This window comes from uncultured Chryseobacterium sp. (genome assembly GCF_936933875.1).
Classification (GTDB): Bacteria; Bacteroidota; Bacteroidia; order Flavobacteriales; family Weeksellaceae; genus CAKZIK01.
Genome location: NZ_CAKZIK010000057.1, coordinates 1 through 14304, shown reverse-complemented (window position 1 = coordinate 14304; position 14304 = coordinate 1). Strand labels below are relative to the sequence as shown.

At 41.4% G+C, this 14304-nt stretch carries 14 protein-coding genes and 1 tRNA gene; all 15 read right to left on the bottom strand.

Annotated features, from left to right (window positions below; all coding sequences use genetic code 11):
* Window positions 1-11: 11 nt before the first annotated feature.
* The 15 genes from Q0252_RS08265 to rseP all read right to left on the bottom strand — a co-directional run bounded on the left by Q0252_RS08265 (window position 12) and on the right by rseP (window position 14136).
* Window positions 12-1196, bottom strand: coding sequence for a TolC family protein (locus Q0252_RS08265; protein WP_297985256.1), 1185 nt, complete (start codon window positions 1194-1196; stop codon window positions 12-14).
* An 81-nt stretch (window positions 1197-1277) separates the two neighbouring features.
* The gene (locus Q0252_RS08260; RefSeq protein ID WP_297985255.1) at window positions 1278-3236 is read right to left on the bottom strand and encodes an efflux RND transporter permease subunit; all 1959 of its coding nucleotides are present in this window, start codon (window positions 3234-3236) and stop codon (window positions 1278-1280) included.
* Between the two features lie 2 nt (window positions 3237-3238).
* Window positions 3239-4522: an efflux RND transporter permease subunit gene (locus tag Q0252_RS08255; protein WP_297985253.1), complete on the bottom strand. Its 1284-nt coding sequence runs from the start codon at window positions 4520-4522 to the stop codon at window positions 3239-3241.
* A 14-nt stretch (window positions 4523-4536) separates the two neighbouring features.
* On the bottom strand, window positions 4537-5160 hold the full coding sequence (locus Q0252_RS08250; RefSeq protein WP_297985251.1) for a DUF3347 domain-containing protein: 624 nt from the start codon (window positions 5158-5160) through the stop codon (window positions 4537-4539).
* 25 nt (window positions 5161-5185) lie between these two features.
* Complete coding sequence (locus tag Q0252_RS08245) at window positions 5186-5569, bottom strand: hypothetical protein (RefSeq protein ID WP_297985249.1); 384 nt, start codon at window positions 5567-5569, stop codon at window positions 5186-5188.
* A gap of 225 nt (window positions 5570-5794) precedes the next feature.
* Window positions 5795-6211, bottom strand: coding sequence for a hypothetical protein (locus Q0252_RS08240; protein ID WP_297985247.1), 417 nt, complete (start codon window positions 6209-6211; stop codon window positions 5795-5797).
* Window positions 6212-6269: 58 nt separating this feature from the next.
* Entirely contained in the window at window positions 6270-6854 is a 585-nt protein-coding gene (locus Q0252_RS08235) for a hypothetical protein (protein WP_297985245.1), read from the bottom strand.
* Between the two features lie 31 nt (window positions 6855-6885).
* Window positions 6886-7794: a relaxase/mobilization nuclease domain-containing protein gene (locus Q0252_RS08230; RefSeq protein WP_297985244.1), complete on the bottom strand. Its 909-nt coding sequence runs from the start codon at window positions 7792-7794 to the stop codon at window positions 6886-6888.
* Window positions 7760-8236 carry a special sigma factor gene (locus Q0252_RS08225; RefSeq protein WP_297985243.1) on the bottom strand — a complete coding sequence of 159 codons (477 nt, stop codon included), beginning with the start codon at window positions 8234-8236 and terminating at the stop codon, window positions 7760-7762. The genes Q0252_RS08230 and Q0252_RS08225 overlap by 35 nt, the downstream gene beginning before the upstream one ends.
* Window positions 8237-8473: 237 nt before the next feature.
* Window positions 8474-9397 (bottom strand): toprim domain-containing protein, encoded by a 924-nt coding sequence (locus Q0252_RS08220; protein WP_297985242.1) that lies wholly within the window; start codon window positions 9395-9397, stop codon window positions 8474-8476.
* Between the two features lie 273 nt (window positions 9398-9670).
* Window positions 9671-10858, bottom strand: coding sequence for a VapE domain-containing protein (locus Q0252_RS08215; RefSeq protein ID WP_297985240.1), 1188 nt, complete (start codon window positions 10856-10858; stop codon window positions 9671-9673).
* Window positions 10846-11187 carry a helix-turn-helix domain-containing protein gene (locus tag Q0252_RS08210; RefSeq protein ID WP_059344231.1) on the bottom strand — a complete coding sequence of 114 codons (342 nt, stop codon included), beginning with the start codon at window positions 11185-11187 and terminating at the stop codon, window positions 10846-10848. Before Q0252_RS08210 ends, Q0252_RS08215 begins: the two co-directional genes overlap by 13 nt.
* 233 nt (window positions 11188-11420) lie before the next feature.
* On the bottom strand, window positions 11421-12356 hold the full coding sequence (locus Q0252_RS08205) for a hypothetical protein (protein WP_297985234.1): 936 nt from the start codon (window positions 12354-12356) through the stop codon (window positions 11421-11423).
* Window positions 12357-12480: 124 nt separating this feature from the next.
* Window positions 12481-12554: transfer RNA gene (locus Q0252_RS08200), tRNA-Asn, on the bottom strand.
* Window positions 12555-12627: 73 nt separating this feature from the next.
* Window positions 12628-14136, bottom strand: a complete 1509-nt coding sequence (gene rseP / locus Q0252_RS08195) for an RIP metalloprotease RseP (RefSeq protein WP_297985232.1) — start codon at window positions 14134-14136, stop codon at window positions 12628-12630.
* Window positions 14137-14304 lie beyond the last annotated feature (168 nt).

Sequence of the window (14304 nt, the reverse complement as noted above, 5' to 3'; positions counted from 1 at the left end):
TATAATTTTTCTCATCTTCTTTCTATTAAGCGGTCAATTTCAGTTTGCGTCTGCAGTGCTTTGGTAAGGATCTCGAAATATTCCAGCTGGGCCATATTCAGCTGTTCCCATGCGTCATATAACATGAAGAGTTCTTCCGTATTCTGCTCATAGCCCAACTGCATGGATTTGTAGTTGTTTTTTAAGGCCGGAATAATGGTGTCTTCATAGAGTTTCAGCTGATTTTTATTCAGGTCCAGTTCATTGCGCATTCCGTAGGCCATTCCGCTGTATTCGTTCACCATCATTTCTTTCTGTGCCTGCAAGGCCTCTTCTTTCAGTTTGAGACTTTCAATATTGGCTTTATTCATGCGTGAAGCCCAGGAAACAAACGGCAGCTTTGCCATCAGCATGAGTGAAAACTGCATGGGCTGGCCGCCAAAACCAAACATGTTTTCGAACTTTACGCCAAATTCCGGCTTTAGATTCTGCTTTTCCAGATCCTGTTTGAGTTTGGCAATATTGATTTCCCGGTCGATGCCGCGGAGATCACTTCTGTTCTGATAAAATAGATCCTGACCAAAAGTCATGAGAGAATAATCATTCAGGTTGTATTCCGGTTCAATCTCCAGTGGCGCGAGCGGGTCTCTTCCCATGAGGGCATTCAACCGGATCCGGTTGACGCGCAGGTCATTCTCATACATGAGCTGCATGTTTTTTGAACTTCCGAGGGCCGCTTTGGCTTTGTAATATGCAGATATTTTGGAAAGTCCGTTTTTGTACCGGATCTCGGCGTTTCTGATCATGAAATCCAGCATCTTTTCGTTTTCCTTAACGACCTTCAGCTTTTTATCCAGGACAATAGAACTGTAATACAGTTTTTTTGCATCCTGAAAGTTTTCATTGAGGGCGGCATAAAGTTTTTCCTTTTCTACAGAGGACATTGCCTTCATCAGATTCTCGTTGGCATCGAGTTTCTTTCTGTTGGGCAACATCTGTTCTACCGAAACTGCTACTGAGCCCATACCGAGCATATCGCCGTCGCGCTGCCACAGTTTTGGATTATAGGGCGTCATGAAGAAACCGGCTCCAACGGTTGGGGGCATCCAGCTTCTTGCGCCTTTGGCCGCAGCGTCCATTGACCGGACTTCCGCATTATACATTTTAACCACCGGATGGTTGGCTGCGATACTGTCCATTACTGCGGGCAGGGACATTTGCTGAGCATCAATGGTAGTGTAAAGGAAGGCCAGTACTGCTGTTATTATTAATTTTTTCATTTTGTAATCATTTAAGGATTAATGGGCAGCGTCGAGGACGTCAATTTTCCCCAGTTTGTTCAGTTCCCACTCTTTCTGCATATAAAAGATAACAGGTGTTACCAAAAGGATGTGAATGGCCGAAGTAAAAACGCCACCCACCATCGGTAATACGATTGGTTTCATCATATCACTTCCAACTCCGTGACTCCACAGGATGGGAACCAGTCCAAAAAGGGTAACACACACTGTCATAATTTTAGGTCTTAATCTTTTCGCTGCTCCATTGATGACGTACTCCCGAAGTTCTTCATTGGTAATGGTCTCCCGTGAGTTTCCATTTTTGGCAATAAGCTGAATCATGGCATCGTTCAGGTAGATGACCATCACAATTCCGGTTTCCACCGCAAGTCCGAATAGGGCAATAAATCCTACTGCTACTGCTACGGAAAGGTTCACCCCCCAAATCGAAATCATAAAAACGCCGCCGATTAAGGCAAAAGGAATACTGATGAGATTAAAAAAAGCTTCGCGGTAAGAATTGAATGCAAAGTACATGGAAAGAAAGATCACGATTAATACGAGGGGCATAATCATTTTTAAAGTCTGCTCACCCCGAATCAGGTTTTCGTACTGTCCGCTCCATTCCACGAAATAACCTTTAGGCATTTTGTTCACCATGTTATTGAGTTTTGCCTGGGCTTCTTTTACGGTACTGCCTAAATCCCGGTCGCGTACGTTGAATAGAACAGTTCCACGCAACATTGCATTTTCAGAATTGATCATTGGTGGTCCTTCTGTAAGACGAATGTCAGCCACTGCACTCAGTGGGATGGAACCAAATTCCATGGTCTGCATGGGCAATCTTCTCAGAGATTCCAAATTATTTCTGAAATCCTGGCCGTATCTGGCATTTACCGAAAAGCGCTGTCGGCCTTCCACTGTGGTGGTGAGTTTCATTCCGCCGAGCGCACTTTCCACGACGGCATTTACATCATCCACGCTTAGCCCGTATCTTCCTACTTCTTCGCGTTTCACTTCAATATCCACATATTTTCCGCCGGTAATGGGTTCTACGTACATGTCTTTTATTCCTTCAATACCGGTGAGTTCCTTTTTTATTTTTTCGGAAAGGACCGCGATACTGTCCAGGTTCTGTCCGTACACTTTTACGCCCACATCCGTTCTAATCCCTGTTGAAAGCATATTGATCCGGTTGGAAATCGGCATGGTCCAGCCATTGGTTACGCCGGGAATCTGCAGTTTGGCATTCAGCTCATTGATGAGATCATCTTTTGTTTTGCCCTCGCGCCATTCGCTTTGCGGTTTCAACAAAATAATGGTTTCAATCATGGAGATGGGTGAATTATCTGTCGCCGTGTTTGCTCTTCCGGCTTTTCCGAGAACATGATCCACCTCCGGAACTCCTTTAATGATTTTATCCTGCACCTGCAGTAATCTTTTAGCTTCGGAGTTCGAAATATCAGGCAAAGTGACCGGCATAAAGAGTAGTGAGCCTTCATCTAAGGGCGGCATAAACTCACGGCCGAGGTTCATAATTAAAGGGATGCTGACCAAAAGAGCAAGAATATTAATGCCAAGCGTTGTTTTTTTCCATTCCATGCACCAGCGAATGATGGGTTCGTATATCCGCTCAAGCCCTCTGTTTATCGGGTTTTTATTGTCATCCTTAAACTTTCCTTTCATGAAAAAAGAGATAAGCACCGGCGCAAGGGTAAGTACCAGGATCGCATCAACGATCAGTATAAAGGTTTTGGTGTACGCCAGCGGATGAAAAAGTTTACCTTCCTGACCGGTCAACATAAATACCGGGAGAAAAGAAACCACGATGATTACCGTAGAAAAAAATACGCCTCTGGATACCTGTAAGGATGATTTTTCGATAATCTTCAACCGAATGTCTTCGGGAATTTTAACGTAACTGTCTTTCTCCTTCTCTTTTTTTCTGAATATATTTTTAAACCAGTTGGTCTTCATTGTTAGGGAGTTTTATTTTGTTGATGGTTCTGCCAATCGGAGAGATTTTTATAGGCATTTTCAGACATGATAATTCCGTTATCCACGATCACCCCAATTGCCAGCGCAATTCCTGTAAGGGACATGATATTGGAGGAAAGTCCAAACGCATTGAGCAGAATAAAACTGATGGCAATGGTGACCGGAATCTGAATGATGATGCTCAATGCACTTCGCCAGTGGAATAGGAACAGAATAACAATGATAGCGACCACGATGATCTCTTCGATCAGCTTGGTTTTGATATTGTCTATTGCCCCTTCAATCAGGGTACTGCGGTCGTACGATGTTTTGAAGGTGACGCCTTCAGGGAGACCTTTTTCCACGTCCTTCATTTTCTCTTTTACATCGTTGATGACCTTATCTGCATTTTCGCCATACCGTGCCACTACGATACCGCCCACGACTTCGCCTTCACCGTCTGCATCAAAAATACCCAGACGCAAATCACCACCCATCTGTACAGAACCAATGTCTTTCACCCGCACAGGAATTCCGTTGTAATTTCCCAAAGCAATTTCCTCGATATCGGCTACGTTCTTGATATAACCCAGGCCGCGAATGATATAGGCCATATCAGCCATCTCAAATTTACGTCCGCCCACATCATTATTGTTGGCTTTCACTTTGTTCATGACATCCATGAGGGATACGTTATAGTACTGGAGTTTTACAGGATCTACAATGAGTTGGTACTGTTTTTCGAAGCCGCCAAAAGAGGCAACTTCGGCCACACCGGGAACGGTCTGCAGGGCAAACTTGACGTACCAGTCCTGAAGGGCGCGCTGGTCTCCCAAATCCATTTTAGGTGCATCCAAATGGTACCAGAAAACGTGACCAACACCAGTGCCATCCGGTCCGAGCGTAGGGGTGACATCTTGTGGGAGTAAACGCTGCGCATAATTGAGGCGTTCCATTACCCGGGTTCTGGCCCAATAAATATCTACGTTATCTTCGAAAATGACATACACGAAACTCATCCCAAACATAGAGGAAGCCCGGATGTTCTTAATTTTCGGAATGCCCTGAAGGTTGCTGACCAGCGGGAAAGTCACCTGATCTTCAATAATCTGGGGACTTCTGCCCATCCACTCGGTAAAAACGATGACCTGGTTCTCACTCAGATCCGGAATTGCATCGATGGGATTGTCCCTTACCGCAAAAATACCCCAGATAAAAAGGCCGATTGCTATCAGCAAAACGAAATACCTGTTGCGGAGGGACAGTTTGATTAAATTTTGAATCATGGTTCTGTACGGTTTTACTTAATTTCTTCCTGAACCTCACCACATGAAAGCATTTCTTTGCCGTAATAAGGATTCTTCACCTCACGTGAATCGCTAAGCCAGAAGGCCCCTTTGTTATCATTATACATCGGGCAGAATACTTTGTACACCGGTTTTGGAGTTCCGAAGTCTTTCAGCAGGTCGTAAAAATCTGCACTCATTAAATCCAGATGTTCGCGCTGATGATCAATATTTCCGGCATTATCTGCAATGTGCTCGGCGTGTTCACTGATGCTTGCTTCGAGTTCAGCAAATTCTTTTTTCTGTTCAGCAGAAAAACCGTTTTTGTCTATTTTGGGAAAAGAAGCGAGGATCCCTTTGGCTCCACTCACCGCTTCTTTATCATCATCACCGGACAAAGCGAATGTAAGGTGAGTGTAATGGGAATAAAGCTCCGTAAGATCAGCGGAAGACTTTTTGGCTTCAGTAACGGTTATCTCTTTATCCGTTGCCATATTGTCCATCGCTGAACTATCCGACATCGTGCTCATATCGTGCTGCATGGATGTTTCAGTGGTTTTTTTCTGTTCTTTATTCTCTTTGCAGGAAGTGAGTGCAAGTGTGCCGATTGCCAAAAGGCTGAATACTAGTGTTTTCATTATTTTATAAGTTTAAAGATTATTTTTATTTATTAAAAAAGGCTTCGTAGTTTGCTTTATTTTCGAAGTACACGACATTATCATTTTTATCAGAGATTGCGATAATTGCGGTCGCTTTATCGATGAGTTGATGAGATATCGGATCGTACGCCATGCGCGCATTTTCTTCCTGCGGGATTCTCAGTTTGCAGTTTTCGCAGCAGCCATAGTAGGTTTTGCCGTCATAGTTGACTTCAAGTTGTTTTTTGCCCATGTAGGCGTTGTTTACCATACATACCTGATCGTTGGGAACAATGTCACCGGTGGTAAACTTTGCGACCGCAATTTGTGTGTTTTCAGCTTTTGAATTGTTGCAGGAAACGAGGAACACCGCTATAAAAGCGAGTATTCCCAAAAGAATATTCTTCATTAAATTTTATATTATAGGTTAATTTAAGCTTCCGTGTTTAGAAACTGCTTACGAACATCCAGATCTTCAAAAGTGTCCTTAATCAAAAGGAATCTATTTTGAAAGATTTACTCTTAAAAGAGTAGTAGAAGTTCAAATTCATTTACAGCGCCGCGAAAATAACAGCGATAAAGTGTTAAAAAACACTTCACGACCGGGCATAATTCGGGCTGTAAAAGAAAGTGATTAACCTATTTTGGGCGGTTCCCAAATGGTATGGAATCCACCAGAGTAATGGGGATTCTGATAAAAGAAATTAGCATTTTTGTCTTCGTAACCGGACGCTTCGTTTTTAGAATCCTCTAAAAATTTGCTGTCTGCTAGAACGGTGTACTGAGCAGAGCTGCAAAGGTTTCCGCTACAGTTTCCTGAGCATCCAGCAGTTTGACAATTGTGTGATTTTGGGTGACAGCATTCTTCTTTGCAATCGTCGCTGTCGCACGACGGCTGTATCTGTGCGAATGACTGTTTTATGAAAGTTTGCGAACTGGTCGCGGTTTTAATAACCTGCTTCTCCTTTGTACTGCAAGCCTGAGAAATCCCTGGCGCCAGAAATAACGCGAGTGTAAGGGAAAGGAACAGTATTTTAAAATTTCCGACCATTGTAAGTAAACATCACAAAGATAGGAAATTATTTTAGAATGGACAAACAACACTTGGTTTACCTACTCTCATACCCCTCTTTAAACTTCAAAAACTTTTCTGCATCCTTTGGGTTTTTCTGCATCCATTTGTTCATCAGCGTGGTGTTATGTTCCAGCTGTTTTACTTGCTCTGTTTCATAAATCGCCTTGTTTTCATTCTTGATCTCCTCCAGGATTTCCTCTCGAACCTCGGTCTTAGTTCGGACGCTCTCTCGGTACCAGTTTTTTCCGAGATAAACAGTTGCTGATAAAATAAAAAATGCAACCAGCAATAGAGCCAGGATTCCGAAAAACCAATATTTAACCGTATCTGATTTCTGATGGAATTTTTCCAGATGCTTTATAACGTCCGGAGATAATTCTGCCACAATATTATTGGGGAGGGATTTAAGCAATTCCTGCCGTTTAAGATTTTCTTCATGTGCCAGTGCCTGGATTTTCTTCACATCCTCCTTGATGTCGCAGTACATGTGGAAAATCGCCTTCCCCGAAATTTCTACAGCCTTATTGCTTTCTATGACGCGGTGCAAAAGTTCGATGCCTGCATCTTGTGAAGAATAATTTTCTGTATTCTCTTGGTTGTTAAATTCGTTGTTGTTCATTTTGTTTTTTTTTGATGTTTTTTTTAAAGCCCTATCGCCTCCTTTTTCTCTTCCTCAGCAATTCATCGTCAGCCGCCGGTGCGTAGCTCGGTTTGAGCAGTTCCTTCACGGCATTCTCAATCTCCTTGAGGGATGATTTTTCCGGATTTTTTATTTCGTTCGTTTGTGGATTACTCTGACTGAAAATTGCCGACTGGTGGCTTTCCGCATTCCGGTTTAGAATTTCTTTGATATCCTTAATCTTCAGTTTGCTGGTGATCTCCGAAAGTTTGTAACCTGGATGGTACTGCCTCTGGGTTTGGTCGTTGATGTCCTTTAATCTAACAATCCGCATCCCCGAAATACCGTCCTTCACATTCTGCGAGAGCGTCACTCTATAACCACATCGCCGCATATAATCGACCAAGTCATCAAAATTTCTTGAGACCTTTAGACAGTTTTGCAGCACTTTCAGCATCTGTTGCTTTTTCTCCTTTCCGATTTCCACATCTGTTTTGAGATTCATCTCTTTGCAGACATTTCGAACCGATTCACCAAAGCGTTTCCCGATATTGGCAGATTTTACCGTGCATTTACCATAAACATCTATGCGGTTCACGATGAAGTGGATATGTTTCTGCTTCGTGGAATTGTGGACATCCAAGACGATTTGGTTATTATCTGTAAGTCCCACATCTTTCAATGATTTTATAGCCAGTTCCTTCAATTCGTCGTTGGTCAGTATGTCGCCAATTTCCTTTGCCGGAGAAATGTAACCTGTGAGAGCCCATTTCTTTACATTGGGATTTCTCTCGGCGACAATCTTCATCTCTTCAAATCTTTCCTCCGGCGTTGTTGAAAGCAGGTTGTTGGAATAAATACATTCTGCCGTACCTTTGTCGTTGCCGTTGTATTCAATCGCAATCTTACTGATCCTCCTCGTCGTTGCCGAATTGTTCATGCTTGATGATTTGTTGGTAGAGGTATTCCCGGATCAACCTCGTTGTGGTTTGAATTTCCTCAAGGATCTCTTTCTTGTTTTCAAACTCATTCCATTCTCTGTTCCGGAGCAGATTGGATATCCTTATAAAGTTGTTGCCGTAATTCAACAGAACCGCATCGGTTTGAAACTCGTTAACTTTAATTTCCTTTTCGGTAGAAATCAGTCTTAAATATTTGGATATTTTCAGGTTATATTTTTCTGCTTCCTTTCGAATTTTCTCAAACTCATTTTCGGTAAAACGAACTGAGACTACCTTCGAAAATTGGTTCGCCGTCTTCTTTTTCAAACCTCCCTTTCGACCAATTTCTCGGAACCGGTTCTTTCTTTTTTCTTCTGCAACCTTGGCAATTTGCTGCTCGGAAATCTGTCTTACAAACTGTTTTAAAAAGTCATTTTTCATATTGTGTTTATGTGGTGTTTAATTTTTTTATAATTTTAAACTATGGGCTTGAATCGTAGTTCCAGACATGCGTTTCCGACGAAAGGAGGAAACCAAAAAGCCCGATTTTTACGGCAAGCCCCACGCTTGTTGTAAACATTGGGTACTTTTTGCACTAACTACATGGCAAGTTTTTACCCAGCTTTTTTAGAGCATTCCACCTGTGCTTATTTTGCGCAGGCCGGCTTGTATGAATCTTCATCTTTTTCTCCTGTAAACGTTCCGGTTTTCCTCGGCATCGTGTATGGCTGTTTGATTTTTTTCAAGCTTATTTTCAAGTGTCTTTTCTTCCTGTGATATCAGGAAATCATTCAGATCTTGATGAAGGAAATATTCATTCGATCGGTCATCTGCCTTCGGGAAAATTTTCAAAATTGAATCCCGGCACTGTTCGCCGGCGCGATCGTTATCCAGGTACATTTCGACAGATTTATAATTTCCAAAAAGCCCTGATGTCTTGTGAACCATGGCGACTGAGTTCAGAATTAGATAGTCGGAAGGTGTCTTTTCCGGTTCTAAAATTTTATGGGAGAGGTAATCGGTAAAGCCCTCGAAAACCTTGAGGTTTGCAGAATTATTTTTTATCGTGGTGATATCCTTTTTTCCAAGACAGATTTTGGAAAAACTGCTGCGGATTTCGTAGCCTCCCGAATCGTTTTTGAATCCTAATCCGAAATAGTTCTTCCCATTCATTTCGTAATGAATTTCCTGAAGTTCAGATTTTTGAGATTCGAGTTTTCTATATTTTAAATATTCAATCAACGCTGGATGTGACACTTCTTTTACTTCTAATATTTGATAAGATTTAGTTTCTTCTTTTGGATTGTTTAAATTTCCCTTTTGCTTTTGAAAAGAAAAATCAAACTTTTCAAGATATTCAAGAGCATCGGATACAGTGCATTGTTTGAGCTCCTGAACTATCGACACGACATCGTATTGTTTTCCAGTGCCAAAATCAAAGGCAATATTTTTCACATAATTCACTAATAAACTTGGCGTTCGTTCTTGTCGATTGATAGCATAATAATAGGCTGTTTTCGGATGTTCTTTGCTTGGGAATAGAGAAAAACTTTCCATTACTTCTTTGATGCTGATATTCTCGTTCGCTTGTTTGCAGTTCATTTTTTGTGTTTTTTAAAGTTTATTTTTTTTATATCCAGTTATGTTTTTACCGTTTTTCCATACCTGCCTACCTAAATATTGAATATCAGTTAGTTATATCATTTTATGACTTACCTTGTTGTTACCTGTTAATTGGACCCCTTCTTTAACGATGGTAGTTTAGGTAAAGTCTTATCTATTTTATTACCTTCATAAAAATTTGAAAATGAGTTCTGTAAGTCCACTTAGGTAAGTAGGTAGGATAAATTGAATGTCAAGGATTTAAACTTTCTTTCAGTCAATCTTTCTTCGGATCAGGTAGCCGTAAACCTGCAGTTTCGGATGCTTGATTCTTTCATACTTGAGCCTGGTGAGCGCCTTTCCGACCTTGATGTTGTTCAATCTTAAATTCAGGGCGTTGTTCATTGCCACAACGATGTCCGTCGCCGTAAGAAAATCCTTGATGTCCTTCGATTTCTCGAAGTGTGCGGAAACGATTTCCTGCTCAAGTGAAAGCTGGGAAAACTGCTCGTTCCTCAGCTCATTAGCCTCTATGTCCGAGAGCGTCATTTCCGGTTGGTAATTTTTTCTTTCAAAAGCATTGTAGTACGCCTGCGCCCATACCTTGTCTATGTCTATTTCCTTGGAATAATTGAAGTCAATGCTGAAAACTTCGAAAACCAGCCATCTTACGCTTCCTGTCTCGTCGGTAAGGAAATCTGTTCTGTTGGTGGAGGCAACAAAGGAACATATCCTATCCATGTTCTCCGGCTTTCTCCCATACGGAACCCTTACTTTCGCGCCGCCCATCGAGATGAAGGATTTCAGCGTGTTGACATCCGATTTGGACAGCACGGCCAGCTCGTCCGCATTGAGGATGAAATTTTTGCAGATGGCAATGATGCCGTCCTTGTCCACTGTGACATTTTCGGAATAATAACCCCTGAGCCCGTCCGGGATGAGGAAACGCAAAAAGGTGGTTTTGCCCGTGTTCTGCCTGGAGCTTGCCAGCACGAGGCACTGCTTGTTGACATAGTCTTTCTTCAAGGCGCAAAGCACGGCGCGGGTCAGCCACTTCTCGAGATGGTAGTGGAACGCTTCGCTGTCGTTGGTCCGGACAAATCCCGCCAGCTTCCGGATAAGGTCTTCGCCGTCCCAGCCGGTGAGCTTTTCAAAGTATTCCGCTATCGGATTGTATCTCTTTATCAGGTGGCTCCGTACGAGGATCTCCAACTTCTGCATCATAATCTGAATCCCGGCCTGTACGAGTTCTATCAGCAGGGAGTTGATGTTTAGCTCTGTCCAGTCGTCCTTTCCCTTGAGCGATATTTCTATCTCCAGGGCGATGGCGTTAAAGCGAAGGTCATACTTGCTTTCCAGATACTTCATCACCATATCGAAAATGGTAGTGGTCTCAGAATCGGTTTGGTACAGAACAGGGATTTTTTGCTCCTCAGCCGGCTTGCTGGTTATTTCTTCCATCGCTCCAGAATTTCCTGCTCGAATGCATCGTAGTCATCATTTTGTATTTCCTCCACATTATCCCCCAGAAGATAAGCTTCCAGGTCTTCTTTGCGAAAGTAAATTTTCTTTTGCCCCTTCTTTTTGTAGGCCTTCAGTTTGCCGTGGTGTTTGAGTTGGTAGAGATAGTCCGGATCCAGGTTGAGGAACAGCGCGGCCTCTTCCTTGGAATAGATCTTCTTGGTTCCGAGGGCGAGCATCTGTAGCGCCTTCGAGGTAAACTCTTTTTGCGAGTTTACCAAAGTGGACATTTGGCTTTCTAGCGCAGCTAGTCTTTCTTGGTCTTTCATTTCGTTGAATTTTGTTGAGGCCAAGATATTTCCCAAAGAAATAGCCGCCTAAAAGCGACTTAAAAAGTTTTTTGTAAAATAAAACAACCTAAAGAAATGTGCATTTCGCAGGAGGTTTTGTTTGATAATGGTTTAGTCAATAAACCATTAAATGCGACTAACTGTCGCCTTTATAATTATGGTTATCAAACAAATATGATTTTTAAAGAGAAAATGTTTTTTTGGATTTTAGACTATATATCATCCTGAACATCGCTGTTGGAAAGATATTTTGAGAGGTTCCTGCTGTTTATTGGCTCTTCTGCGATATTTCCGAGCCTGTCTTTTGCCGAGGTGACGGCGTTGATAATTTTGCAGGTTTCGGCTTGGGTTATTGTGCCGGATTTACAACTTTCCATAACATTAGTAAAGGTCGAGAAAAAGTCCAAAATAGGCTGTACGCTCACGCCGTTCCTTGCAGGCTTTGTAAACAGAATCTTTCCAGAGTTTTTCTTCCGCAGTAAAAAGTCCGATAAATACCTCTCGGAATCTTTAGAAATAAAATAATCCCGCAAAATGTCATCAATGACCATATTCGAATTCTTTTTTATTTCAAAAGCAAAGTCGGATTCCTGTAGGATATTATTGTTGTGTTTTGCGAGTTCGTTGGTTTCAGATAAAATGATTTGTTGATTATTTAATTCGTTTGAAATCTTAGTGCCAACTTTCAAAAATTCTCTTTTTAACTCATTGGAATGGTGTTCTATTTTATCTGCCGCGTCTTGCTTTTCTCGGAACTCAAACCTTTCGCTATAACTGTTTTTCTTGAATTTTTTGAATGCCTGAATTGGCTTAAATGGGTGTTCCATTTTTACCTCGAACAGTATTACGGCAAGAATTTGAAGAATGATATAGAATAGGATTTGGGTAAAGTCGATCTTCTCGGCATGGATATCTTCCAGTATTTTCCCGCCCCAGAAAAAGGAAAGCGACAATGAAACCAAAAATAAATTCAAAACGATTAAAAACCGCTGGGTGTTCCAGTCGTTATACCAGTTTGCCCTTTCCTTGGAGTAATAGTTTATCGCAAACGGACTGAACGCAAACCAAAGCCGCCCTGCAAGATAGAAGGGGACAAGGATTGTAAAGGTTACCATTAGAATATATGTTGCGATATAGAAGTTAGTCATAGATAACGTACTAAAATATTCTTACACAAAAATAGCATTAAAATAAAATACTTTTGTTCGTGAAATGTTCGTGACAAATATAAAAAAAGACACTCACATTTCTGTAAGTGTCTCATTTTCAGTGCTCCTCTTGCTGGGCTCGAACCAGCGACCCTCTGATTAACAGTCAGATGCTCTAACCAACTGAGCTAAGGAGGAATGTCCTTTGTTTTAAGTGGTGCAAATATAAGAGGAATTTCCTTTATCCACCAAATTTTTAAAGAACTTTTTTTTAATTTTTTTGAGTCAAAAATTGACTGATTACTTTAACTATGTCATTTCCAAATATTAACACCATCAGTCCTAATAAGAAAATAACGCCTATCATCTGTGCATTTTCCAAAACTTTTTGTGGTACAGGCTTGCCAGTGATGATTTCCCAAAGCGTAAACAATACGTGACCACCATCTAATCCTGGAATTGGAATCAGGTTGAGGAATGCCAACCATACAGAAAACATAGCAGTAAAGCCCCAGAAAAATTCCCAATCTATAGACAGTCTTCCATCATTACCCTTTTCAACGTGCATATTATTGACAATGGCGATTGGCCCGCCCACTTTCTTATAACCCTGCGTTTTGGTATTAAAGATGATTTTAAACTGTTTTATCTGCATAGTCAGAACATCGATCGTTCTTGTAAACCCTCTCGGAACAGCTTCCAGAAAAGAGTATTCCTTGGTTACTTGGGACTTGTCAAGGTATTTTTGAGCTATTTTAGGATCAAAGGCGAATCCAAGTTTAGCATCATCGCCAACATTTGCAGTCAATTTTAAAGGTTGCTTGTTACGAAGAATATCCAATTCTATAGTTTTACCCTTATTGATCTTTAATTCTTCTGCCAATTGGTCAAAATAAACTGTTGGTTTCCCATTTACGCCCACGATTTCGTCTCCTTTTTGTAGCCCGGCTTTCATAGCTGGTTTGTTTGGAATAACAGTATCAACCACAGCAGGGAAACGATTCATGAAATAAAGCTTCGCTTCGTTCGCATGAAGAACTTCGGCAACGCCATCTTCATTGATGGGGAATGTTACTTCCTTTCCATCCCTCAAAACCGTTACATTATCCGCAAAAAGCATATTAATGCTGGATGTTTCCATTCTTTCAGCTGGTTTCCCATCTATTTTTAGGATTTTATCACCTGTTTTTAGTCCCATTTTCTGTCCAGCATCAGAAACAGCAATTCCATTTTCGAATTTGGAATTATCATGAAACTTTTCGCCAGTAAAAAAAGAAAGACAAGAATAAATCAGCCACGCCAAAAAGAAATTAACCGTCACACCTCCCAGCATAATGATTAGTCGCTGCCAAGCTGGTTTTGCACGGAACTCCCACGGCTGCGCCGGTTTCTTCAGCTGCTCGGTGTCCATGCTTTCGTCCACCATTCCCGCAATTTTCACATAGCCACCCATTGGCAACCAGCCGATGCCGTATTTCACACCTTCGTGTCTTCTCCAGTCATCTTCCGGAAGTGCGGAAGTGTCAATCGGTTGAGTTACCTTTTTTCCGTTGATTTCAACTTCTTCATCCGTAGGTTGGTTTTTTGAAAAGAATTTATATTGCCATTTTCCATTGATTTTCTTCATGGCGAAGATGGAAAAATAAGGATCGAAGAATAAAAAGAATTTGTCTACTTTGGTTTTAAACCATTTCGCTGGCAAGAAATGCCCGATTTCGTGTAATGTTACAAGGATAGAAATGCTCAGGATAAACTGAAATATCTTTAATGCTAATTCCATTAATATGTTTTAAAATTATAGTTGTCAAAGGTAATCATTTACTCAGAAACTATACCAATGTAAAAATCAGCCTTTTCTCTGCCAAAATAGCACTTGGTGGTGATGATAATTTGGGCAGCTATTTCCGCCCTCCGCTATTATCTTTTTGCTCGGCATAGCCTCTCGCAA